The 23,921-nt window shown below is 41.8% G+C and carries 21 protein-coding genes; 12 read left to right on the top strand and 9 right to left on the bottom strand.

The annotated features are described in order from the left end of the window. The first annotated feature begins 105 nt into the window (after positions 1–105). Complete coding sequence (locus tag K6Y31_RS08110; protein ID WP_233052296.1) at positions 106–714, top strand: TetR/AcrR family transcriptional regulator; 609 nt, start codon at positions 106–108, stop codon at positions 712–714. 242 nt (positions 715–956) lie between these two features. Here the strand turns inward: K6Y31_RS08110 and sthA are convergent, their stop codons facing one another. Then, positions 957–2,390 (bottom strand): Si-specific NAD(P)(+) transhydrogenase, encoded by a 1,434-nt coding sequence (gene sthA / locus K6Y31_RS08115; protein ID WP_233052297.1) that lies wholly within the window; start codon positions 2,388–2,390, stop codon positions 957–959. Positions 2,391–2,819: 429 nt separating this feature from the next. Between sthA and K6Y31_RS08120 the strand changes: the two genes are divergently transcribed. Continuing rightward, positions 2,820–3,197, top strand: coding sequence for a YijD family membrane protein (locus K6Y31_RS08120; RefSeq protein WP_233052298.1), 378 nt, complete (start codon positions 2,820–2,822; stop codon positions 3,195–3,197). 151 nt (positions 3,198–3,348) lie between these two features. Beyond that, positions 3,349–3,717, top strand: a complete 369-nt coding sequence (locus tag K6Y31_RS08125) for a sirohydrochlorin chelatase (RefSeq protein ID WP_233052299.1) — start codon at positions 3,349–3,351, stop codon at positions 3,715–3,717. Between the two features lie 19 nt (positions 3,718–3,736). On the opposite strand, the gene K6Y31_RS08130 is transcribed toward K6Y31_RS08125, so the two are convergent. Then, entirely contained in the window at positions 3,737–4,321 is a 585-nt protein-coding gene (locus K6Y31_RS08130; protein ID WP_233052300.1) for a GreA/GreB family elongation factor, read from the bottom strand. A 63-nt stretch (positions 4,322–4,384) separates the two neighbouring features. Between K6Y31_RS08130 and K6Y31_RS08135 the strand changes: the two genes are divergently transcribed. Next, complete coding sequence (locus K6Y31_RS08135) at positions 4,385–5,323, top strand: LysR family transcriptional regulator (protein ID WP_233052301.1); 939 nt, start codon at positions 4,385–4,387, stop codon at positions 5,321–5,323. Between the two features lie 26 nt (positions 5,324–5,349). On the opposite strand, the gene K6Y31_RS08140 is transcribed toward K6Y31_RS08135, so the two are convergent. From K6Y31_RS08140 to yddG, 7 genes are all read right to left on the bottom strand, one after another. Next, positions 5,350–7,590 carry a S41 family peptidase gene (locus tag K6Y31_RS08140; RefSeq protein WP_233052302.1) on the bottom strand — a complete coding sequence of 747 codons (2,241 nt, stop codon included), beginning with the start codon at positions 7,588–7,590 and terminating at the stop codon, positions 5,350–5,352. Positions 7,591–8,076: 486 nt separating this feature from the next. Continuing rightward, entirely contained in the window at positions 8,077–9,102 is a 1,026-nt protein-coding gene (gene tdh, locus K6Y31_RS08145) for an L-threonine 3-dehydrogenase (RefSeq protein ID WP_233052317.1), read from the bottom strand. 2 nt (positions 9,103–9,104) lie between these two features. Further along, positions 9,105–10,301 (bottom strand): glycine C-acetyltransferase, encoded by a 1,197-nt coding sequence (locus K6Y31_RS08150; protein WP_233052303.1) that lies wholly within the window; start codon positions 10,299–10,301, stop codon positions 9,105–9,107. Positions 10,302–10,541: 240 nt separating this feature from the next. Continuing rightward, positions 10,542–11,333 (bottom strand): avidin/streptavidin family protein, encoded by a 792-nt coding sequence (locus tag K6Y31_RS08155; protein ID WP_233052304.1) that lies wholly within the window; start codon positions 11,331–11,333, stop codon positions 10,542–10,544. Positions 11,334–11,347: 14 nt separating this feature from the next. Further along, positions 11,348–12,523, bottom strand: a complete 1,176-nt coding sequence (locus K6Y31_RS08160) for a pepsin-like aspartic protease (RefSeq protein ID WP_233052305.1) — start codon at positions 12,521–12,523, stop codon at positions 11,348–11,350. Positions 12,524–12,579: 56 nt separating this feature from the next. Beyond that, the gene (locus K6Y31_RS08165; protein WP_233052306.1) at positions 12,580–13,551 is read right to left on the bottom strand and encodes a sensor domain-containing diguanylate cyclase; all 972 of its coding nucleotides are present in this window, start codon (positions 13,549–13,551) and stop codon (positions 12,580–12,582) included. Between the two features lie 228 nt (positions 13,552–13,779). Further along, the gene (gene yddG / locus K6Y31_RS08170) at positions 13,780–14,715 is read right to left on the bottom strand and encodes an aromatic amino acid DMT transporter YddG (RefSeq protein ID WP_233052307.1); all 936 of its coding nucleotides are present in this window, start codon (positions 14,713–14,715) and stop codon (positions 13,780–13,782) included. 706 nt (positions 14,716–15,421) lie between these two features. On the opposite strand from yddG, the gene K6Y31_RS08175 reads away from it, so the two are divergent. From K6Y31_RS08175 to K6Y31_RS08210, 8 genes are all read left to right on the top strand, one after another. After that, on the top strand, positions 15,422–16,657 hold the full coding sequence (locus K6Y31_RS08175; protein ID WP_233052308.1) for a site-specific integrase: 1,236 nt from the start codon (positions 15,422–15,424) through the stop codon (positions 16,655–16,657). A 50-nt stretch (positions 16,658–16,707) separates the two neighbouring features. Next, positions 16,708–18,258: an AAA family ATPase gene (locus K6Y31_RS08180; protein WP_233052309.1), complete on the top strand. Its 1,551-nt coding sequence runs from the start codon at positions 16,708–16,710 to the stop codon at positions 18,256–18,258. A gap of 3 nt (positions 18,259–18,261) precedes the next feature. After that, on the top strand, positions 18,262–19,392 hold the full coding sequence (locus K6Y31_RS08185) for a hypothetical protein (RefSeq protein WP_233052310.1): 1,131 nt from the start codon (positions 18,262–18,264) through the stop codon (positions 19,390–19,392). A 168-nt stretch (positions 19,393–19,560) separates the two neighbouring features. Continuing rightward, entirely contained in the window at positions 19,561–19,977 is a 417-nt protein-coding gene (locus K6Y31_RS08190; RefSeq protein WP_233052311.1) for a DUF6228 family protein, read from the top strand. Between the two features lie 143 nt (positions 19,978–20,120). After that, a complete protein-coding gene (locus K6Y31_RS08195) occupies positions 20,121–21,068 on the top strand; it encodes a hypothetical protein (RefSeq protein ID WP_233052312.1) in 948 nt (315 codons plus the stop codon). 71 nt (positions 21,069–21,139) lie between these two features. Further along, entirely contained in the window at positions 21,140–21,370 is a 231-nt protein-coding gene (locus K6Y31_RS08200) for a helix-turn-helix transcriptional regulator (protein ID WP_233052313.1), read from the top strand. Then, complete coding sequence (locus K6Y31_RS08205) at positions 21,370–21,639, top strand: hypothetical protein (RefSeq protein WP_233052314.1); 270 nt, start codon at positions 21,370–21,372, stop codon at positions 21,637–21,639. Before K6Y31_RS08200 ends, K6Y31_RS08205 begins: the two co-directional genes overlap by 1 nt. Continuing rightward, on the top strand, positions 21,630–23,237 hold the full coding sequence (locus K6Y31_RS08210; RefSeq protein WP_233052315.1) for a replication endonuclease: 1,608 nt from the start codon (positions 21,630–21,632) through the stop codon (positions 23,235–23,237). Before K6Y31_RS08205 ends, K6Y31_RS08210 begins: the two co-directional genes overlap by 10 nt. Positions 23,238–23,921: the final 684 nt, after the last annotated feature.

The raw sequence follows: 23,921 nt of genomic DNA on the forward strand, positions 1-23,921 counted from the left end.
CTGGACTAGTGGGTCTAGTTTAATTTTAATTAGACCAATAAGTCCAGTTTAAAAGTATAGCTTGGCTGTTTCACTGCAGAAGCGCTCATTCAACACAGTGTAGGTATGATGATTAAGAATAGAACAAAAAGTGAAGACAAGCGGCGCTTGATCCTGCAAGCGGCAGTGCGTTTATTTGTTGAACATGGCTTTACCCAAATCACCATGGTTAAAGTGGCAGAGCATGCTGGTGTGTCAAAGCAAACGGTATACAGCCATTTTGGCAACAAAGAAGACTTGTTCGCCGCAGCCATTGAACATAAGTGCCTGAGCTTAGGCTTAGCCGATAGCCTACATTTAGAAGGAGAGCTAAAAACTTGTTTAACCTTGTTTGCTTTACGTTTTGGTAGCTTTATTACCGAGGATGAAACCCTCAAAACCCATAAATTATGCGCATTTGAAGCGAATCATTTACCACAACTTGCGGAGATTTTTTTCCGTCTCGGGCCTGATGTGGTGATCAGTGAGTTAAGTAGATACTTTGCTTATAAAACCGAGAAAGGTAAATTGAATACTCCCGAACCACGTTGGGCCGCTAGCCAGTTTTTAGGCATGGTAATGGGCGAGGCAAGATTACGTGCCGAATTAAATCAAATGGATGAACGAACACTGGTGGAGCGAGAGCAATATTTACTAAATTGCGTGGATATGTTTCTTAGAGCTTATCAAGCGTAAAGCTTGGTGTTTTCGCGGAATAAATCCGCTCCTTGTATGTTGAACTTGTTGATTCGTGTTTTTTGTAGACCTGAGCTTGCTCAGGGAATTTGTGATATTCGCAGAGCAAGCTCTGCTCCTACATGAGGGTTTCAAGCTTTTGTAGGAGAAGAATTTATTCTGCGATAATAGGGGGGTTACGTGATATGTTGCTTCTCACATCTATCGCCGCATTAATGCGGCTCTTGCAATACCATCCAATTTTAAAACAGACGGTTAAGGCCGTTTAATGCCGCCACCCGATAGGCTTCTGCCATGGTTGGGTAGTTAAACGTCGTGTGTACAAAATACTCGATGTTATTACCGCCGTTTTTTTGCTCCATAATGGCTTGGCCGATATGAATAATCTCAGAGGCGCGTTCACCAAAACAATGAATGCCTAAAATTTCTTTGGTTTCACGATGGAACAAGATCTTTAAGCTGCCAACATCAGAGCCCAAAATTTGCGAACGAGCCAAATGTTTAAACTGCGCTCGACCCACTTCATACGGCACTTTTAGCGCAGTTAGCTCTTGCTCAGTTTTGCCCACGGAGCTGATTTCTGGAATGGTATAAATACCCGTTGGAATGTCTAAAATCAGTTTCTTGCGAGTATCTTTACCACTAACGATGGAGCCCGCTGCAATACGGCCTTGATCGTACGCCGCGCTGGCTAAGCTGGGGTAACCAATCACATCGCCTACGGCATAGATATTTTCAACTTCCGTCTGATAATTATCGTTTACTTTTAGCTGACCACGCCCATCAGGCGTCAGGCCAACTGCTGTTAAATTTAACTTATCGGTGTTACCAGTACGACCATTGGCAAAGAGTAAACAGTTCGCTCTCATCTTCTTGCCCGACTGCATGTGCATGATCACGCCGTCAGGTGTGGCTTCTACACTCTTATACTGCTCGTCATGGCGAATGATAATGCCTGAGTTTCTAAAGTGATAAGACAACGAGTCAGACATTTCTGCGTCTAAAAACGAAAGTAAGCGATCACGGTTGTTGATTAAATCTGTTTTAACATCGAGGCCACGAAAAATAGAAGCGTATTCAGAGCCGATCACACCCGCGCCATAAATAATGATGCTAGAAGGGTGGTAATCAAGAGATAAAATGGTATCACTGTCATAAACATGAGGATGAGCAAAATCGATATCTGCTGGGCGGTAAGGGCGTGAGCCGGTAGCAATAATGATATTGTCAGCGCTTAAGTAATCCAGTGAGCCATCGTTTTTGCGAATTTGTAAGGTGTGGTTATCAACAAACGATGCTTCACCAAAAAATAAGTCGCACTCATTGCGATCGTAAAAGCCTTTACGCAAGTTTACTTGCTTACGAATAACCGATTGGGCATGGCTTAATATTTCAGCAAAAGTCAGTTGCTTGCGCGCTTGGTCTTCGCCGAATAGGGGGTTACTGTTAAATTCAATTAAGCGGCTAACGGAGTGACGCAGTGCTTTAGAAGGAATGGTGCCCCAATGGGTACAACCGCCGCCTACCGAGTGCGCTTTTTCAATAATGGCTACTTTCTTGCCGCGCTTGGCCAGCTTCATTGCTGCGCCTTCACCGCCAGGTCCGGTTCCGATAACAATGGCATCATAATGCGCCGCAATTTTAAACGGGGTGGCTGTATTCGGTTTTTTACTCACGGGTATTCCTTTTTTATTTTTATCGAGCGCAGTGGACGGATCTAATCTTATTCATTTACTTGGCCAACCAAATATACGAGGTTAAAACACTTAACCTCCCGCTGTAATAAGTTAAACACTCGCTAGCCTGTGCAAAATAACAAATTTTGGCCTGTATTGCCCAATGTTGTCGTTATTTTGAGATCAGTTTAACAAGCTGTTAAGTTGAAGTTAATCGATCTATACCCAAGTAACGTCAAGATGCTTGTTCAGCGAGAGTTTGTTTGGTTATAAAAGCCGTGGTACTAAAACGGCGATTGTCATATTATGGTTGATGCTAATTTTATGCGGATCTCAGAGGCAAGTTATGCTGTATGGGTTTATTCTCAATAGTACTGCCTTGGTTCGCCTTTGCTTAAATTAATGTGCCATTACTTCAGGATATTCCTTATGACCAACAACATTGAACGTAAGCCTTTGTTACTCGCTTTTTTAACTGGGTTATGTGGTAACGCAACGTTAGCGGCGTTAACTTCAGCTCATGTTTCCTTTTCTATCTTCCCAATTATTGCCTTTGCGTTTGCATTGTCGGCACTGTGGCAGGCTTATGTGGCTGGCCCTATGGAAGGTGACACACCGCGTTGCACGTTAGCGATGTTTTTTGTTGGCGCGCTAGGTTATTCATCATTTTTACGTGCTGAGTTCCCCGATATTGGCCAAAACATCATTCAAATTTTCCTTTGTTTGGGTTTAGTGTTTTATGTCGCCATTAAGCTTGGCCTTGGTAAAAATAAACCAACTAAGCCTGCTGCAGAAGTGACCAGTTAACGCTAAAAGCCTCTGCGCCAAAAGCTCCCGCGGGAGCTTTTGGCGCAAAAACACTTCAAACAACCGCTTCACTCGATCTAAACACTTGCTTATAACGTAGCAAGTGAACGTGTATAAATTAATTTTAACTTAGAAGAATTGGATAATAAAAATGAAAGCCCTTGTTGTGATAGCCCATGGCAGTAGAAACCCTTTGGCCAATGAAGAGTTACAGAAAATGGTGCAGCACTTAAGTCAGCAACCTGAGAACAGTCACTTTGATTTTTTAAAGGCTGGTTACTTAGAGTTGGCAAGCCCATCGATCAACGATTGTTTGGATGAGTTGCTTGAAAAAGGCGTGACCGAGTTTGTGATTTTTCCCTACTTCTTAAACTCAGGTGTCCACGTGCTTAAAGATATCCCAAAGGCCATTACGCATTATCAAACTACTTACCCTGACCATCAATTTACGCTGCTTACTCACTTTGGCGCAGCGCCGGGTATTTTAGATTTAGTGACTCAGCTGGTGGGCAACAAATAAAATTTTAGCTCGTTTGGTGTTAGCTTAGATCAAGCACCTCATAAGTAACCTGTTTTCCAGCCAAGGTTAAGCTAACCTCATCACCCACTTGTTGTTGGTTTAGCCCTTTACCTATGGGCGATGAAGGTGTTATCACCACGACCTCTTGCCCATCTATTGTTACTTTCAAGCCACCTGCTGATGGGCCCATAAACAAGGTCTTTTTATTTCCTTGCTCATCAATGATGGATACTAGCGCGCCAACGGTGACCTTGTTGTAGCTAATCGAACTATCTAATTGCCGAAAATCTTGCACGTCTGCTGCGCATTGCGCTACACGAACCGATTGACCATGTGCCAAATAAGCCGCCTCTAGGGCTAAGGTGTCATATTTATTCTCGGCAATATTTTCGTCGTCGGTGGCCGTATCGTGAGCGCGCTTAGCCGCGGCTCTGGCATTTTGATGAATGGATTCGAGAGCGGTAATCATTGCAGCTAATAGTCGCGCTTTATTCATGATAGGTAGAGAGTAGTGGACAAGGGGGCAAATACTAGAGAGCAGCAAGGCCAATGTAAAGTCGATCGCTCTCTTTGTATCGATGCTTGCCATTCGTTGAATTGACAAACTGACCGCCGTTTTGAGACAGTGACGGTCATCTGACCCATCGTCCTTGTTACAGTTGAGTTTATGCTGAATCACAAACTGATCGCACTGCTACCTGATCTTGCCACTTATATTGTTGTCGTGAACGAAGGCAGCTTTACCGCTGCAGCGAAAACCTTGGGGGTGACACCATCGGCACTCAGCAAACTGATCACTCGTCTTGAAGCGGCGCTGTCGGTGAAATTGTTTGAGCGCACCACTCGCAAATTGCTCATTACGCAAGCGGGCACTCGGGTGTATGAACAAAGCTTGGTGATGGTAAATGCAGCGCAGCAAGCCGTTGAGCTTTCTACATCCGATCACACCGAAGCCGCTGGCTCATTAACGGTGGCCGCGCCTGAGGCATTTTTAAACTCAGTATTACAACCCTTAGTGGTGCCTTTTCTAACCCGTTACCCGAACATTCAGTTAAAACTGCGCGCGGCAGATGGCGCAATTGATCTGTTTAAACACAATATTGATGTCGCTTTTCGGCTCACTGACAAGCCCGATGAGAACTTGGTATTGCGCGAGATTTGTCAAACTAATCTGGTCTTGTGCGCCAGCCCTGACTACCTTGCCCGCAGCGGCATACCTACCCATCCCACACAGTTAAGTGAGCATGATTGCCTCTATTTAGCCGAAACCGAACGTGACAACATTTGGGACTTTCTTAAAGATGATGAATTTCACACAGTGGCGGTAACAGGGCGCTATGCCGTGAACCATTCACAAATGCGCTTAACTGGGGTGAAAGAAGGTTTGGGCATTGGCATCTTTCATGATTTTGTTATCCAAGATGCACTGGCGAAAGGTGAAGTGGCACAAGTACTTAATGATTGGACCATCAAAAGTAATTACCATGGCGCTGTTGCTATGCAATACCCGCAAACCAAATACATGCCAGCACGGCTGCGGGTGTTTATTGATTTTGTGATGGCCCATTTAAGCCCAAGGCTTAATCGGCCGCTGACATCTCTGTGATGCAACGGCCGATAAGGTAAGACGTATTAGATTTGGATTTTACTCGGGGTTTTTTGCAAAAACTCAGGTGATTGGATCCATTTAACCGCCTCATTTAACTGAGTATCATCCTGAGTAGCAAGATCTTCGATCTTTTGTTCTACCACGACATCGGGAATGATCCCCACTTTTTGTACTTGCGCCCCTTCTGGGCCAGTAACCTCAAGGCCGGTAATATCAGTAGACCAACCAGCGTAAGGCAAAGCTAATGAGATAGCCTCACCGTCCGTTCCTGCTGTTTGGCTTCCCAAAATTAACGTCTTGGGCAATCTTCTTAATGCCATTGCCGTAAACTCCGCTCTGCTTTGCGTTTTTTCATCAACTAACACGATCACTCTGCCCTTGAAAACGGTATTGCCATAAATTGGAGTAAAATAACCATCATTTGAGTTGATAGGGCTAAATGTTGATGGGGTATTCCAAGTGGGGACATTGAAATTAGCAAAACGATACGGTGATGTTGAAAGTTTATTTAATAACGTCGAGGGCATAAAAACAGGATAGTTTCTTAAGTCCAAAACTATGCCATCAAACTTACTGAATTTTGCAAAAATGTCATTGAGATTTTCACCATTCGCCTTGGCAAGATTAATGTAGCCCACGCGGTTATCGAATGTTAGGGTTAGTGGGTGGTCATAAAGTGAAGTCGGCTCTTGATTGTAAGTCAATTGCTGAAGTTCTGCGCCAGACAAGGCTTGTTCAGTTAACTTTTTACTGCCATTAATTTCAATTTCGATACTTTTTGTCTTAACCCTGTTAACAAAATAACTCAGTTGCCTAAATTTAACAGCATCATTTGATGCCGACATATAAGGAAACAGCGTTTGAGTTGTAGCTTCAAGATCTACACCGCCAATAGCCGTGATGATATCGCCCGTTTTTACCTTTGATTGCTTATCTATTACCTCATTAACAACCCATTTATCATCAATTCTTTCCATGACGAAAGGGAGGAAAAAACCACCGAAAGCGCTTTCATAAAATGATAGGTGAACATTGTTAAGCTGGGTGTGGCTATCTTCGTTTGCTGCAAGTAAGTAATGAGTGGCTAAGAAAAACTGCTCATGGGTCTTGGCCTTAGCTAATTTTACAATCAAGTCGGGCAGTTTCTGTTGCCATGGCTTGGACATAAGATCGTTGTATGGCGAGAAATAATGAACCGTATTCCAAAATCGAGCAAGGGTTAACAACCTCATTCTTAGGTCACCACTTTGTTGGTCTAAGTAACTTACCTCATTTACGAACAAAGTCATATTTCCTGCTCTCTCTAAATAAAAATGCTCTTTAAAGAAACGGTTTTTGTAAATGTGAAGGAGTTTATCCGCAAGCTCTGTGCCCATTTTTTCTTGATCGATAGCCCAAGCTAACGCCGGCTCGGATAACGCTTTTTCTGCATCGCTAATGCATTTATCTTTACAGGGGTTAATTGTTCCTAGGGTATCTAACCAGCTGGCCATTAACTCGTTGGCTTCTGAGGTCGATGTCGCAGTTAAGATGCTAGGTAGCAGGGTGATAAATTCTTTATCCATATTGATGTTGCCGGCAGCAACCTGATTGTGGTTATATTTTATCAAGCCCCAGATTTTAATAAATGTTTCAGTATTAGTGAGTTGGAGCTGACTTAAGTCTGATTGGTCTATGGGCTTACCAAAATGAAAGGCATACTCTTGCTCAGCTGGTTTTATCTCATGGTTGAAAATGTGTTTTGAGCTAATTACCTCATCATCAATAGAGAGCTTAAGGTCATCGAACCACGCCTTTCCTGTGCCGATAACTAATCCGCCAAAGTAAATGCTTTTAGTTCGATTGTTGAGGGGTAAGGTGACTGAAATTTCTTGCCACTCTTGGCTGCCCTTGATCGGCTTTTGGATCATGTTGTCAAATTCAAGATTGCCGGTACTGCCATCGAGCCTTAACCACAAGCCGGCATGCTCAGATACATCTTGGGTTTTAATTTTTCCGGAAAGTGTGATGCGATTACCTTTAATACGCTGATACAAACTTTGGTGAAAAGCAATAAAGTCTTGGTTTGGTGTTGCGTTTGCATCCAATACTGCGACTTGTTTACCTTCTAAGTCGACGGTTTTAAACCCTTCAATTGAGCCTGGCGTGAACGGCTGCCATGGCGAATGATCACTGCCGACTGTTTTCCAGCTGTAATCAATAATTTCGTTAGAGTGAACCGAAGCGGAGAACAAAAAAATAAATAAATAGAGTAATTTAACCATGTAGCTACCTTGCTTTCTAGGGTGTCATTTACATGAAAGAGCGGGCCTCATTTGGGCTTTGATGAACTCGTCCCGCTAGCCTTAAATAGGTCAATGGAGCTTTTCAATGACCCGTGCAACAGAGTAAATATTAATGTGATTAAAATATCAACTTGTTATCACATTAAAAGCGGTTTATTGAGGAAATGTGTTAATCGGAACTCTGTAAAATCTTACTGGCCATCCCCGAGATATAAAGCTTCCTAACGGCTATGAAATTACCCTCTATTGGCAATTTAAATAATAACTTAACTATCTGAATATAATCTATTTTAATGAGATCTTGCCCCGAAGTGGCTTGGGGCAAATTGCATTTGGGGTTTGGGGCAAAATTGGGGCAAATTGAATACTAAAATATGCCAAACTATACCCCAAAAATACCACTTTACGAGTTTTCTAGGTATGACGTGCTAGAGTTTTTAGTTTTACGTTTTTTTCTTAATTATCTTACTGCCAATCAAGGATAACCTTGCCCGAAGCCCCGCTGCGCATGGCGTCGAAGCCTTTTTGGAAGTCATTCACCTTGAAGTGATGGGTGATGATTGGGGTCAGATCTAAGCCTGATTGGATCAATGATGCCATCTTGTACCAAGTTTCAAACATTTCACGACCATAAATGCCCTTGATCACTAAGCCTTTAAAGATCACTTGGCTCCAATCAATGGCCATATCAGAGGGTGGAATACCCAGTAGCGCGACGCGACCGCCGTGGTTCATGGTTTTAAGCATGGAGCAAAACGCACTGGGCACGCCTGACATTTCAAGGCCAACGTCAAAGCCTTCTGTCATTCCTAGCTCACTCATTACCTGCTCGAGATTTTGTTCACTTACGTTTACTGCACGAGTTACGCCCATTTTTCGAGCCAGTTCAAGGCGATATTCATTCACATCGGTGATCACCACATGACGTGCGCCAACGTGTTTGGCCACGGCTGCGGCCATAATACCAATCGGGCCAGCGCCAGTGATCAATACATCTTCACCGACTAAATCAAATGACAGCGCAGTATGAACGGCGTTACCAAAAGGGTCGAAGATAGATGCTAAATCATCTGAAATACCATCAGGGATCTTAAAGGCGTTAAACGCTGGGATCACTAGGTACTCAGAAAAGGCACCAGTGCGGTTGACGCCCACGCCAACAGTATTACGACATAAATGAGTGCGACCACCGCGACAGTTACGGCAATGACCACAAGTGATGTGACCTTCACCAGAAACGCGATCGCCCATTGCAAAGCCTCGCACTTCTTGACCAATACCGACCACTTCGCCCACGTATTCGTGGCCAATCACCATAGGCACGGGAATGGTGTTTTGTGACCATTCGTCCCAGTTATAGATATGAATATCGGTGCCGCAAATGGCGGTTTTTCTTATCTTGATTAGCAAGTCGTTATGACCCAATTCAGGCATATCAACTTGTGTCATCCACACGCCTTGTTCGGGTTTTAATTTTGCCAGCGCTTTAATTTTCATTTGATTAACCCCATGTCTTGGCCCACTGCAATAAACGCATCAATGGCTTTATCTAGCTGTTCACGGCTATGGGCCGCTGACATCTGCGTGCGAATACGCGCTTGGCCTTTTGGCACGACAGGGAACGAGAATCCGATGACATAAATGCCTTTAGCCAAGGCGCGCTCAGCAAATTCAGCCGCTACTTTGGCATCACCAAGCATAATAGGAATAATTGCGTGATCGGCGCCGCCCATGGTGAAGCCAGCCGCTTCCATGCGCGCGCGAAAATGCGTCGAGTTAGCCCATAGTTGGTCACGTAGCGCATCACTTTCTACTAGTAAATCAAGTACTCGGATTGACGCGGCAACAATGGCGGGGGCCACTGAATTTGAGAACAAATAAGGACGCGAGCGTTGACGTAACCAGTCAATCACCTCTTTTTTACCTGCGGTATAACCACCTGAGGCGCCGCCCATGGCTTTGCCTAAAGTGCCGGTAATGATGTCGATACGGTCAATCACGTTGTGGTATTCATGAGTGCCACGACCATTTTTGCCCATAAAGCCCACCGCGTGTGAGTCATCCACCATCACCAAGGCGTCATATTTATCGGCTAAATCACAAATTGCGGGTAAGTTAGCCACCACGCCATCCATTGAAAATACGCCATCAGTGACAATCAATTTAGTGCGGGCGCCGGCGGCATCGGCAGCAATCAATTGTGCTTCTAGCTCTTGCATATTGTTATTGGCATAGCGGTAACGCATGGCTTTACATAAACGCACTCCGTCAATAATGGAGGCGTGATTGAGAGCGTCGGAGATGATGGCGTCTTCTTTGCCTAAAATCGTTTCAAACAAACCGGTGTTAGCATCAAAGCATGAGGTATATAAAATGGTGTCTTCTTTACCCAAAAAGGCAGATAGCTTTTGCTCAAGGGTTTTGTGAATGTCTTGGGTGCCGCAAATAAAACGCACCGACGCCATGCCAAAACCATGACTAGCCATGCCTTCACGACCAGCTTCAATAAGGGCTGGGTGGTTGGCAAGGCCTAGGTAGTTATTGGCACAAAAATTTAATACTTGCTCGCCGCTGGCAATAGCAATTGCCGCTTGTTGCTGCGAGGTAATCACCCGCTCCGATTTATAAAGACCTTCGCTTTTCAACTCTGCTAATTGCTGTTGGACTTGCTGATAAAATGCCGCAGACATAACCGATTCCTTATCGCCTCAGCGTTGCCAAAATGGCAAGGGGAGGCTGGCTTGATGAAACCCTAGTAACGATTCAAATAGGCGTTACTAACATGATAAAGATAGTGTAATTCAAGCCACAGCATCGGATTATCCCCTAAAAGGGAAAAGCATTTGTGAATATCAGGCATAAATCAAAGAGTAACACCTAAGTCACTCCTACTTAGGGTTGCAAGATAATATGTTGGCAAAGACTTACATTCATTTTCTTGTGAGGTTGATACTTGCTAAGTTTGTTTGCATAAAGCTGTTTTCTGGTGCAGTGGGTTGTGACGCCCAAGAGTAGATCATTAGTGCATCGCTTCCTGCTTCAAGTTGCCCTGAAAGAGATAATGTTTGACTCGTTTTCTGATTGTAGCCTGCCAATGAAAAGCTTTGTGCTTCGGAGTCATTTGCATCAATATCAGTAAAACCAAGAAGCTCAATTTCGTTACCTGATATGGTTAAGATTGCTTTTGTTAGCCCTGATAAGGCATTTGCAGGAAGAATTTTAATGCTGGTTTGCATCGGGTTATTATCCCAGGTCCCAGTTAAGCGTGTAGGCAAAGTGGGTGTATCTTTACCGCTAGTTTGATGGCTTAAAAAGTGTTTATTGATGGCTTCTTTCTGAGGTTGGCTCAACTCTTTTGACCGAGTAAACTCCAATTCGTCGATATAGTTACTTTTTTGGTAAGTCTCAAAGGGAACTGACACGACGATTGAATTGGTTAACACCATGCTGCCATTAATTTGGAGCTGGCCACACATTGAGCCAGACCAGTGCCAGCTAGGATCGGCTTCTCCTGGCAAAATATTTCTCCAGTAAATTGAGAACGCGACACTTTGTCCCAATTGGTCTGATGGGCTATTGTTTGAGCAATTTCCGACAAGTAAATATTCACCAGTTGAGCCTGTATGTGATGAATAGATCCCAATTATGCGTTCATCTTGAGCATAAAGGGACATTGTTGAACCAAATTTGTTGCCCCATGTTCCGGTTAGCGATTGCTGCATATACTGACATTTCCTTATCGTAAAAAAATTGACGCAGGAGTCGGTTGTTGACCAATAATAATTTTTGGTCCGTTTGGCTTATTAAATATCCATATTCCTTTAGGTCGAATTTCGCTTTCAGAAACAGCCTCATACTCATAAACAGTGTAAAGGTGATCCATCAGCACCGAGCCTACTAATAGAATATTCTCCGCCCCTTCGAGCCCTTGAAACTGAGAAATTGTTTTACCAGCTTGCGTGCCGGCCTCAATCCTACATTTATAAATGTCACTGCTTATTTCAAGCCGACCGTAATGCGTGTCCCCTGGGTTACCAATGGTAATAGTGACAACTGGCGAACCATTGTCAGTTAATTGGAATACTCGGGATAACACTCTGTTGTCGCCTTTAAATTGAGATGAACCGGTATCTAAGGCAAAAAACATATTGGTTCCAATAGGTTCTCCGCCAACAGAAATAGTTGCTTCAGGTGTTGTCCATAAATAGCTCGCCTCCTGTTGGTAGCATGACCAAGGCAAGAATAGATATTCAAGAGAGGATGCATAAGTGTTGTCTAAGGTGCCAAAACCAATATAGCTTGTTGAGCTATTGTCATTAGCGCCAGCTGTTAGAATGGATATATAAGGATTATCTTTACTGACCAAGCCTTTTTGCATCAGGTTTAAAAAGAAATGGAATGGTTCGCTTTCATTGCTATTAAACGCTTTTCGCCTAAATGGGGTTGGGGTATTTGTGTTAGTTGCTGTTGTAGATTGACGACTGGGTAAGCCAATACCGCCATCCCAATCTAATTCTTCAAACTGTTGACCTGAGTAATTTTTGGCAAGGTAAATATCGTTGAAAATGGTTAGGGTAGGGTTGTTATTTGATAGTGTTAATTTGTCGTTGCCTGTCTCAACACTCATCGTGCCCCATGGGCCAAAACTAACTGATTGGGTTGTTTGGCTACGCCAAGTGAAAGTGTTAGATACTTGATAATCGAATCGCTTGTTTGCGTAATGTTTACAGCTGTTTTTGGCGCAGAGGCTAGACGTTATCCAGTTGAAGTCACTACCAGTATCGAAGCATATTTTTAACGTTTGTTTTGGTGAGCCTATACCAATATCACAATACCAAGGGGTTGCACCGTTACTTTGAAATGGCCCCCTCTTTAGAGGTAAATTGAAGCCGTGATTAGTGATTACAGTCATTATCATCCTCGCTTTATATCATGGGATATCGATACCTATATCTTGTTAAATATTTACTAGATGAGCTTTGAAATAAAGTTAATGCTGTCAATTGAGCGTGCATTATCCCGCTCAATATCCTCTGAATATTGGCTAACGTTATCTCTGCCTTTACTTTTGGAGTAATACATTGCCGTATCGGCGCGATGTAAAATATCTTTTATATCAGTATCATCTTTATTAATAGAGGTTACACCTATGCTGATGGTAGGCTTAACTATATAATCACCAGCGATACAAGGCGTATCTTTTACTTTGACTCTTAATTGTTCTGCAAACTTGGTTGCTTCGGAAAGAGTCATACCACTGAGTAGAATCGCAAACTCCTCACCACCGATACGACCTATATAACTTGTTCCGCTTAATTGCTGCTGAATAACAAACGCTATGTGTTTTATAATTGCATCACCCGCGACGTGGCCGATTGAGTCGTTGATTAGTTTAAATCTATCAATATCAACCATTAATAAAGAGTGATTTTGTTGATGTGGGTGGTCAGGCAGTAGTGTATGAGACAGGGTGCTGGTAAAAGATCTTCGGTTGAAAACACCGGTGAGCTCATCGATTTCAGATAGCTCTTTTAGACGTTGCTCTAAATAATGGCGTTCGGTGATATTTTTTGCCATCCAAACAACAGTTCTTTCGCCATTTTCAACTAGAGGAAGTGGTTTAATAATACCTTCAAACCAGATTTCTTGCGGGACGGGAACATCAGCAGGCAAGTCAATCATGTCTTGCTTGTCGAACTTATAAGTTACGGTTTGAGTCTGGTTTGTTTCTAGTGCAGCGGTGATGTATGAGAGAAAATCGTGTGCCATCTCCGGTGGTGCGACATCGAAAAGTGATTGTCCGATAAATGGCTTGCAATCGAACCCCGTGGCATTTTCAGCTCCGCCATACACATCAACATAAATACCAGATTCAGAGAATACAAAGACATGATCCGGCAGGGAATCTAAAACAGTAAAATATCGTTCACTCAATTCCATTTGTTATGCTCAAGCTGGATAGGTACGAAGATTGCGCTGAAACTATAGGTAACACCGTATAGCCAAGTCAATTAGATTGATACGGGAGTGTTCATTTTCATGACACTTGGCATATTAAATGGGCTATTTTGTTGCAATATTTGAAGTAATACGGTTGAAAAAAAAAACGTGAATTATTAACTTTGCAGCACTGCTTTTGTATTTTGAATGCACTGAGCGTAATACAAGCTAGGTTTCAGTTTTCACTGGTGATTTAACATTATCACTCGACGTGGTCTTTTCTCTGGTGACAAAAAAACAAATTATTGAACCGAGTGTAACAAGGGCAACACCTTGCCAAAATGACGGCCCGAGCGTGACAGATAAATAGACCGAAGAAAAAAGCGTAGCAAAGACCGGAGTAAAATAAGAAATGGTACCCAAAAGCATGATATTGCCACCAATAACAGCTCTATTCCATAACGCGTACCCTGACCCCATCACAACACCAGACAGCAACAGTGTTGCAAAAGTGCTAAGTGTGAAGTGAAAACCAGACTCGTCGCTGAACGCATATTTAATCCATAGGGTAGCAGCGGTCGCAATAAAAAATAACGCAATAGGGTTTTTTCCATCACTCATTTTTTTTGTGATTGTACAATAGGTCGCCCAAATCATGGCTGCTGAAAAAGCCAGAAAGTAAGTTAACGGGTTTTCGGCAATATTACTCATTAATATGTTAATGGAAATGCCGTTATCGCCAGAGATGCACCAAGCCACGCCAATAAACGCGATAATCACACTGGGATAAACCAATACATTCACTTTACGCTGCCCAGTTATAACGGTTAACAGTATGGTAATGGCTGGCCACAAGTAATTAATCACGGCCATTTCCATTGACTGGTGCCTGTCATTAGCCATCCCTAAAGACAGCGCAAAACACACCTCATAGGACACGAACAGCAACCCCCCGATGACAAGGTAACGCTTAGGGAAGCTGTTGATTTTGGGCACACCCATAACCGACACTAAAAAAATCGAACTAATGGTGTACAACATAGCTGCGCCACCTATGGCGCCAAAAAGCTCCGACACATCCCTGATCAGCGCGGTTAAGCTGCTCCAAAGCAGGATCGCAACCACCCCAAATAATGTATATTTGTGCTTAATAAATAAAGACATAGTAAATCCTAACAGAGACAAGGCTAGCTGGCGCTACGCCAAGATAACAACACTTAGGCTCTAGCACAAGATACTGCAAAATGGCGTTTACCAAAGGGAATTGCTCTAGGCGAAGTAAAGCGCTTAGATCTGGCTAACTGGCAGAAAGGTAAACACTTTTACAGAATAAAAAATATTATGAAGCATATAACCTTTTACTTCTGCCTACTGCTCACCATCACGTTAGCCTTTACACTAAATGAATCCATTGCGTCAATTGGACAACGATTTTGAGGTCGCGTTGGCGCTGCAAAAAGGAGTCATTACTTTGTTGTGAAATATTCCCGTTAACGAATGAAAAAGTATTTATTGCTTGGCTAGAGTCAAATGAGAAAGGGAAAGGTGATTTTGACTTGCGCTTAACCCGACCTATTAACAGACCTTCAAAATCCAGAAAAGAAAAAGCACCTAACATCAATGATATTAAGTGCTTATAAATTTGGTGGTCCCTCGCAGACTTGAACTGCGGACCTACCGATTATGAGAGAGATTTTTCAGTGTTTTTTGCATATCTATGCACGAACGCCAATGAACGATGATGAACTTTAAATGTCTAATATTCAGTTGCTTATGATTTAATCTCTTGTTCGTTGTTGTTCATTACTTAACCTTAATGCATACTTATGAAGCTACAAACCTGCTACATATTGCATTTTGGGGTGAAAAAATGGCAAAACGAGAAAAGATAACGATCAGCTGTATCAAGCGCCTTGTTCCAGCCGATCAGCGGGTCAACGATACCGAGATAGCAGGTTTTCACGCCCGCATCTCAGCAGCGGGTAAAATCGTTTATTACCTCTACTATCGCCTTAATGGTAAGCAGGTAAATTTCAAGCTGGGCGTTCATGGTTTTATCACGCCAACCCAAGCGCGCGACATGGCAAAAGCCAAAGCGGGCGAGGTTGCCAATGGGGTAGATGTTCAAGCCGAGAAGAAACAAGCCAAACGCGAAGTTGAGCGCGGCAAGCAAAATAAACTCGCGGTATTTTTGGATGAGCACTATTTACCTTGGTTGCAAACCCGCAACGCGAAAACGGCTGAAAAAACCATTAAGACGATCAAATCTGGTTTTCCCGATTTATTAGACAAGCAACTATCCGATATTAATGCGTGGGTGTTAGAGCAGTGGCGCAATGAAAAACGTAAAACAGGGGCAAAGCCCGCCACTATCAACAGTTACATAAACCCGTTGAAAGGCGCGATTAGCCGCGCTTGTGAATGGGGGCTACTGGAAAGCCACGACTTATCAAAAGTGAAAACCCTCAAATCGGATAACAGTATTGTGCGCTACCTTGATGCCACCGAAGAGCAAGAGCTATTAATGGCACTCGCAGCGCGAAACCAGCGCATAAAAGATGAAAGGGATAGTGGCAACTTATACCGCTACCAGCGCGGCTACCCCTTATTGCCCGAGTTAAGAGATAAACACTTTGCTGACCACTTAATGCCCATTGTTATTTTGGCAATGAACACAGGGATGCGCCGTGGTGAAATACTAAACCTAAGCTGGAGCGCAGTACATTTCGATGAAAATTATTTAACTGTGATCGCGGATAATGCAAAATCAGGCAAATCAAGGCATATTCCCTTGAATAAGAAAGCAAAAGACGCTTTGCAGCAATGGCAACAAGATACCAAAACTAGCGGTTATGTATTTGAAGGGGAAGAGGGCAAACCCTTAACCGACCTGAAAAAGCCGTGGGCTAACTTGCTGAAAGCCGCTGGCATTACCGATTTTAGATTTCACGACCTGCGCCACCACTTTGCTAGTAAATTGGTGATGGCAGGCGTAGACCTCAACACAGTGCGCGAGTTACTAGGCCATGCTGACCTAAAAATGACCCTGCGTTATGCCCACTTAGCGCCAGAGCATAAAGCGGCGGCAGTGGGGTTGATTGGATAGTTTATAGTCCATTTTTTGCATACGTTTTTTCATTAACCGAGATTAATACTGTGTATAGCTACCGAGTAAGAAATTTAAGAAGTTTTAGCGATGATCCTAACTCTGAATATATTGAAATATGTCCGTTGACTATATTTATTGGAACAAATAGTTGTGGAAAAAGCTCTTTACTAAGAACTTTTCCTTTACTTAGACAATCAATCGAGTCACACACGAGTGGCCCTATTCTTTGGTATGGTAAATATGTCGACTATGGTGCATTTTCTGAAGCCAAGAATAAATCTTCTTCTAGCGAGATTATATTCTTTGATTACAAATTTGATTTGAGAGGGGACTCATCTCTTTCATTTAGCCAAAATGAAGATCTCTCTGTTGATTTAAGCCTAGGTGTTACAGGAATAGAGAAAAGCACCGTTTTTGATTCGTTAACTGTGAAAGCTTTAGGGGTTGAAGTTAGTGTTAAATATAATGAGGATGGAGCTTTTAATGTTTACGTGAATGGTGAAATTACTGATGCGATCTTAACTGTTAACAATAAGAAATCTCAAGGTTTTATACCAAGTATTTCTTTGTTAGGCTGGCGTGGTGGCGCTGAGGGATGTGATTTGGGGGATGTAGAGAATTCAGAGGATATTGAATTAAATTATTATGAGTTGATAGATAAATACAATTATTACCAAGCTATTAGTCGGGATGGTGTTAAAAGGTTATATGAGACTCTTAGCTCAAAGTTGCAAGGTGATTATGAAAACTTTTATGATTTTGAAAGAGAGTTTTTGAATGGGTTTTATTTTGATGGGATAGAGTCTGTTTCAGAATTCGATTCGTTTTCTTTATTGTCAAAAGAAGAGCTTTTTAATGTGCAGAAGGAATTGTTGGTAGCATATTTCCCCACTTTTATCGATGAGGTTAATCACTATTTTGAATGCTATTTTCAACGGGTTAAGTATATAGCTCCATTAAGATCTACAGCGGAAAGGTTTTATAGATTTCAAGATTTACATATTGATGAAGTAGACCATACTGGCTCAAACTTGGCTATGGTCTTGAGGAATTTATCTAACCATCAAATGCGTCTATTCAAAGATTGGAGTCTAAATAATTTTGGTTTTGAGGTGTATGTACCAGTTAGTGATAGTTTGCATTATGAAATACTTATTAATATTGATGGTCAGGAAACTAATATAAGTGATATGGGGTTTGGGTTTTCACAAATCTTACCTATAATAACTTCAATATGGCTAACTGAATACTCAAAGTCAAATCCATTGAGTATAAGAGGGAGAATTCCCATAACGTATGTTATTGAGCAGCCAGAACTTCATTTACACCCAAAGATGCAGGCAACATTAGCAAAAGTATTTGCAAAAGTTGCGATGTTTAAAAGAAATATTGGTTCACCAATAAATATTATTTTTGAAACGCATAGTAAGACTATGATTGATGCGTTAGGTGATGTTGTTGAAGAATATGGGGGGAGAGAGTCTATTAATATTGTTATTTTGGAGAAGGAAAATAATATAACAAAAGTAACTCAAACTGGTTTTGATGATGAAGGTGATTTATTGAAGTGGCCTATTGGTTTCTTCTCAGGTAGATGAATTATGTATATAACGGTTAAAAACTGTATTCCTGAAGATTATAAGAATAATTTATCGAAACTTGAGGCTGTAGATAGGATATTGGAGTTTCATGGTAAAAGGTTGCATGTGGTATATTCGCCTAAGACAATGTTATTATCTATACTGAAATCTTCATTGTATGGGGAAAGGCAAAAGAAATACGCAAGTGATCTTTTAGAGAATAAAAGAGAGATAGGTTCAGTTAAAAACAATATTAATCTAAAGTTCGTTTTTGATTTTGATTGCGAAAGTGAAGATGTTTTTGTGTCTGATGAATTTGGTGTTAAAACTGTTTATTTATCTTATTCTTATGCAAGTTGTCCCTCTATAAGTCACGGTGTGTTCCTTTTATGTGAGGATTTGAGTGATTGTCATTTTTATAGATTTACAGGTGAACTTTATGCCTATAAAAATATTGGTCGCTCTGTAAAGACAAAGTTTAATTTTATTGATGGGGGGGGATCTCGAACCTATAAAAAATATAAAAAAATTTTTGATTGTAAGGAATTTGCTCTTTGTATTGTTGATAGTGATAAAGCTCATCCAAAGGGAGCTGAGGGCGATACATCAAAAAGTTTCTCTCCATTTCGAGGGCATCGAGGGTTTGCTAAAAACCAAGAGTGCATTGTTGCTGATTTTCATGAAGTTGAATGTTTAATTCCTGAGGTTTTACTTCAGGATGTCTTACCAAATAAAATTGATGCTATTGATGAGATTCGAAATCTGGATAAGTTTAGTAATTATGAATTCAGAAAATATTTCGATCATAAAAATGGATTGAAGTTATCGGAAGCTTTGTCTTTAGATAATATGTATAAAAGTAATTTTTGGAGCAATGTTTTCTCTAGTTATGATTTAGTAAATAGTAAGCCATGTTGGAAAGAAAAGATTTGTATAAATAATGAAAAAAGTAAAGAGTGTAATAGTTGCATTAAGATTGATGGGCTTGGTGAGCATTCTTTAGTTAAAAGTATAGAATATTTAGAAAGAACTAATCTGTGTGATTTTCAAAAAAACTTTTCGCCTTACATCAAGGAGCAATGGTCGATTTTAGGAAAATCAGTTTTTAGTTGGGGTTGTGTAATTGGACTACCTAAAGCTAGAGCTACTTAGTTTTGATAATCAGAGGGCTTCTAAATTACTTCCTGTGTCAGCAGTAAGTAGGCGAGAGGCTTTTATAACAGTTTGAAATGTTTTTTCTTGGGTTGAATTAACAGGATCCCTTGCTAAGTTGGGGGATCTTTTGCCTCACTACCTTAACCGTTATTAAAGTTCATTTGTATGTACCACTTCACCATCAAGTCATCAAATACATCAGCCTCACTGACCTTTTGTGAGCGAGATGGTGACTATTATTCGGTTATTTATGACAGCCCTGCAATCAAGCTTAAAAAACGAGTTTGGGGCTATTCGGATGGCGGACTTTTGGTGGATCTTTTTGCGTATATTGCTAAACAATGGAAGGGGTGGGATGGGCTTCAAACTTGGGGTTCAATAGAGGAAGATTTCGGTTTGTCGGCATCATGTGATCATTTAGGCCATGTCATGCTACATCTATCATTTATCGAAAATGATGGCCCTGAAGTTTGGCAAGCAAAGGTTGATATAGGGTTAGATTCTGGTCAAATGGATGAAGTAGCCGATAACGTCCGTCATTTTTTTCGTGATAAATGCCTAAACATGCTGTCTATCAAATAGAGCTACCTCCTGTGAACCGCAATGCACAGCTCTCAATAATGCTAAATAATGAGAGCCAGAGGGCGTAAACCGTACTTCTTAGTTGAGCTGGGCTAATCTGAATCATATCCTAGTGCTACGTTTGTCATCATAAGTGATTGTTTATGAAGTCTCGCTGCTTTTATTTACCCTCTGAAATATCTAATGTGACCAGCTTGTTAGCAGGTGATTTGCTTGATGCGGTCGCTCGGGAAAATCTGACGCTGTGTGCTTGGGTTGAAGACAGAAACTTAGGCCTGATTGGTAAAGGTAAGTTGTTACTCGGTACGTTTGATTATTGTGGTTGTATTGGCTTGAATGCTGAGCAAAGTAAGCAATTACTTTGCTATAACAAAAAGGTGCAGCTTGAATCATTTATGGTGCTTGAGCCTGAGTTAATCACTGGTATTGATGATTGTCGATCGCAATTTTCCCACCTAAATAGCACACAATTTTCAGGTGTTGATTATCAACCCAAAGTACCAAAACAGCCTTTTTTGGCAACGCCAAGTGTGGCTGAAATTAGCGACTTTACGCGTGGCAATCAAACCGCTTTTAACCAAATGAAAGCCGCGCAAGAAGCAGGTGATCATTCAGGTGCATTTAACTCATTTCTTAACGCCTTTACTCCAAAAGAAACCAAATTAGGTTATGTCAGCTTAACCATTAAACCCGATCAGTTGCGCTTTGATATTCGTGATATTGAGCATGTGTTTGGTTCAGAATGTTTAAATGCAGAGGTTTTACGTAATCTAGGATTATCTACCGATAACAAACCCGCTCAAGCGTTATCCAAAGAGCCAAGAATTGAAATAAATGAAATCAAAATAATCATTTCTCGTATTATAAAGGCTTATCCGAACTTAGGTTCTCGTGCTGTTTGGAATTTACTGCGAAAAGACGTGATGTTAGATGATCCTATCTATGATACAGACGATGTTATTAGGGTGATGAGCGGCGATAGCATTAGTTGGTTTGGCTTAAGCCAAGATTCCGTTCGCGAAATGACCTATAAAACTTTCCAGAATTATGTTTATGTCGTTAAAAATGGTTTGAAAAAGATCCCCAACTAGTTGCCCAACTAGCTGCCCAAGCCCCTTGGGTAAATTATGGTGTCTCTCAGTCAACCACTGGAGATACCAAGATGAACATATCTAACAAACGCGCCCTTAATGAACAAGAAACCGCTTTATACATCGGCATGAGCCGATCTTTTTTGCGTCAATCGCGCATGGACGGCGAGCGCGCAAACCGCACCATTGCCCCGCCATTTATAAAAATTGGTCGTGCGGTGCGTTACTTAAGAGAAGATTTAGATAATTGGCTAAACAGTCAGCGTAAGTTGGTTCACCTTAGTCAAGCGGGAGAAATGTAATGACCAACTCTCAAGTAACATTAACCCCTGAACAATTAACTATTTTAGCTTGGCTTGCCAAGGGCAACTTTATTGAAATTTGCTCGGATTACTGTGCCAATCAAGGCGATATATATTTGTCTGCTCCGCTTGAGGTGAGGGTATTTGATAAGACGGTGCGCAAGTTGTTGCGTGAAGGCCTGATTGAATTTCAAAGCGTGACTTATTTTGGCGTGCGCTGGGATAAGTTTGTGATCACTGCAAAAGGGGAGGGGCGTGTATGTGGTTAATTGAAAATAAATTGAAGCTGGTGGACTGGGATGATCGCCAGTTTGTTAACGGCATTATTAGCCATTTACCCTATGACCTTCAGCGCACTGTGTTTGAATTCTACATGGGCATTGATGGCAAGCGTCAGCGCAATATTTGGTTACGTGAAACCAAGAGTGAATTAGTTAAACGCTTGCCTATTTCGTTTGAACGGTTGAATTTGAACTGTGATGAAGATGAAATAAAGATTGAAGCCAAAAAGCATAGTCGGGCGGTGCTGGATATTTTAGGGTCAGTTGGGCATGATTATCCTGAGCTTTACCCTATGCTAGAGGGTTACGTTAAACCTTTAGGTATTAAGCCGCCTAGCTTAGATGCCTATAGCTTAGAAGGTTGTGTCTCAAGGCTAAAAGATATTAGTTGGTGGATGCGGCGTTTGCGCCGTTTTCACATGCGGGCAATTGAAACCGTGTTCCATGCTATAGGCCAAGTTAACCGTAAGTTAGGCATATACTGTTCGCATCATACGGTTAATGTACGCATTAATCAGAAGCATAAAAGCCGTGAATGGCTTGAAGCCACGATTGCCACTAATGATGAAGGGCAATCGTTTAGCTTGTTAGAGCTAAGCCAAATGGGCGTAGCTGATCCTAAAATCCGTAAAACTGAATTGATGGTGCGCGCGCGTGGCTTTGAAGATTTATCACTTGAGTTAAACCATGTTTCCGCCTTCTTAACCATTACTTGCCCGTCTAAATATCATCGCTGCTATGCGAAAACAGGGCAGAAGAACCCGAACTGGCAAGGCTATACACCCCTAGATGGACAGGCCTATTTAAACCGTCTTTGGGTTAAAGTACGGTCTAAGTTGCAACGCGAAGGCGTAAGATTTTACGGCTTTCGGGTTGCTGAGCCGCAACATGACGGTACACCCCATTGGCACTTGTTATTATTTGTTGAGCCTGATAAGTACGATGTGATGGTTCAAGTCATGCGCACTTATGCCTTACAAGAAGATGGTGATGAACATGGCGCGCAGCAACACCGCTTTACTGAGGTGAAAATTGACCCTGAAAAAGGTTCGGCCACGGGTTACATTGCTAAGTACATTTCTAAAAATATTGATGGTGAGAATTTAGATTCAGGCATTTACGGCGAAGACCCAAAAGAAGCCGCTGTGCGCGTTGAAGCGTGGGCGTCATGTTGGGGCATTCGTCAGTTTCAACAATTAGGCGGTTGTTCGGTAACGGTATGGCGCGAGCTACGTAGGCTTAAAGCCTTAACCGATGATGCAGACCCTAAGCTAGTCGATATTCTCAACGCCGCTGACGATGGCGACTGGATGCGTTACACCCAATTAATGGGCGGGGTATTTTGCCCTAGAGCTAAACAAGCCTTTAGACCACATTATGACATTACCTTTGACAAACAAACGGGTGAGATAAACCACAGCCAGTATTCAGCCAATGAACTGATCCAAAGCCTAAAAGGCATAGTCGCTGATGGCAAAGTGTTTATCTCACGCATTTTTCGTTGGAAGCTTGAAACAAAGTACACCTTTGTTGACTATGCCAAGCTTCACCCCGCTGCTGCTCCTAACTTGGAGTTCTGTGAATAAGTGTATTTAGTTTTGGGTATTCACAAAGTCGATTATAAAATTGACCCGTTTTAGAATTGTATATAGATATTCGACCTTTACCGATAAAAGCTACTCTTTCATTAAACGCTTTGGTATTTATTTCATCTAAATTATTCGGATTAAATTTTTTCATGTGCTCTAGCTTCTCATTTGAGTCGATATGGTTGACGCATGGTGAATTTTTAAAGTATTCGGAGTGAATTACTAACTCCTTTGTAAATGATTGGCTTGTCTCGCTATTTTTTATTACTCCAGCAATTATGAAGCAAAAAGTGGCTGTACTAATTAAGCCTATAGCTCGAAATACATTAGCCACATTTGGCCTGCTTTTCTTGAAGTTGGACCTGAATTCATTAATGAAAGGGTACACAGATCCAATGCTAACAATGAAGGATAAAATGAGGAAAAAGAACATTATACTGTAGATCATTGAGACGATATCTAGGGCATCAGGTATGAGTGCCGGATCAATTCCTGTAAGGGTGTTCACTTTTTCAGATGCGACTAAAAAAGTGATTTTATATATAAATATAGATCCGTCATTCCGCAGCTAATTCCAGATTTAAAATAGTGTGATCGCGTGATCATTTCTGCGCAATTTTGCAAACACCCTATTGACCGCGATCCCCTATTTTGATCTATTACTGCTATTTAACGGTCGCT

The organism is Motilimonas cestriensis, from assembly GCF_021295315.1.
Classification (GTDB): domain Bacteria; phylum Pseudomonadota; class Gammaproteobacteria; order Enterobacterales; family CBDFNC01; genus Motilimonas; species Motilimonas cestriensis.

Excerpts from the sequence above, each read along its gene's own strand:
- K6Y31_RS08120 (WP_233052298.1), top strand. The coding sequence starts at position 2,820 with ATGACCAACAACATTGAACGTAAGCCTTTGTTACTCGCTTTTTTAACT.
- K6Y31_RS08135 (WP_233052301.1), top strand. The coding sequence starts at position 4,385 with ATGCTGAATCACAAACTGATCGCACTGCTACCTGATCTTGCCACTTAT.
- K6Y31_RS08150 (WP_233052303.1), bottom strand. The coding sequence starts at position 10,301 with ATGTCTGCGGCATTTTATCAGCAAGTCCAACAGCAATTAGCAGAGTTG.
- K6Y31_RS08200 (WP_233052313.1), top strand. The coding sequence starts at position 21,140 with ATGAACATATCTAACAAACGCGCCCTTAATGAACAAGAAACCGCTTTA.
- K6Y31_RS08190 (WP_233052311.1), top strand. The coding sequence starts at position 19,561 with ATGTACCACTTCACCATCAAGTCATCAAATACATCAGCCTCACTGACC.
- K6Y31_RS08155 (WP_233052304.1), bottom strand. The coding sequence starts at position 11,333 with ATGCAGCAATCGCTAACCGGAACATGGGGCAACAAATTTGGTTCAACA.
- K6Y31_RS08205 (WP_233052314.1), top strand. The coding sequence starts at position 21,370 with ATGACCAACTCTCAAGTAACATTAACCCCTGAACAATTAACTATTTTA.
- K6Y31_RS08195 (WP_233052312.1), top strand. The coding sequence starts at position 20,121 with ATGAAGTCTCGCTGCTTTTATTTACCCTCTGAAATATCTAATGTGACC.
- K6Y31_RS08165 (WP_233052306.1), bottom strand. The coding sequence starts at position 13,551 with ATGGAATTGAGTGAACGATATTTTACTGTTTTAGATTCCCTGCCGGAT.
- K6Y31_RS08140 (WP_233052302.1), bottom strand. The coding sequence starts at position 7,590 with ATGGTTAAATTACTCTATTTATTTATTTTTTTGTTCTCCGCTTCGGTT.
- K6Y31_RS08210 (WP_233052315.1), top strand. The coding sequence starts at position 21,630 with ATGTGGTTAATTGAAAATAAATTGAAGCTGGTGGACTGGGATGATCGC.
- K6Y31_RS08110 (WP_233052296.1), top strand. The coding sequence starts at position 106 with ATGATGATTAAGAATAGAACAAAAAGTGAAGACAAGCGGCGCTTGATC.
- K6Y31_RS08125 (WP_233052299.1), top strand. The coding sequence starts at position 3,349 with ATGAAAGCCCTTGTTGTGATAGCCCATGGCAGTAGAAACCCTTTGGCC.
- K6Y31_RS08160 (WP_233052305.1), bottom strand. The coding sequence starts at position 12,523 with ATGACTGTAATCACTAATCACGGCTTCAATTTACCTCTAAAGAGGGGG.
- yddG (WP_233052307.1), bottom strand. The coding sequence starts at position 14,715 with ATGTCTTTATTTATTAAGCACAAATATACATTATTTGGGGTGGTTGCG.
- K6Y31_RS08175 (WP_233052308.1), top strand. The coding sequence starts at position 15,422 with ATGGCAAAACGAGAAAAGATAACGATCAGCTGTATCAAGCGCCTTGTT.
- K6Y31_RS08185 (WP_233052310.1), top strand. The coding sequence starts at position 18,262 with ATGTATATAACGGTTAAAAACTGTATTCCTGAAGATTATAAGAATAAT.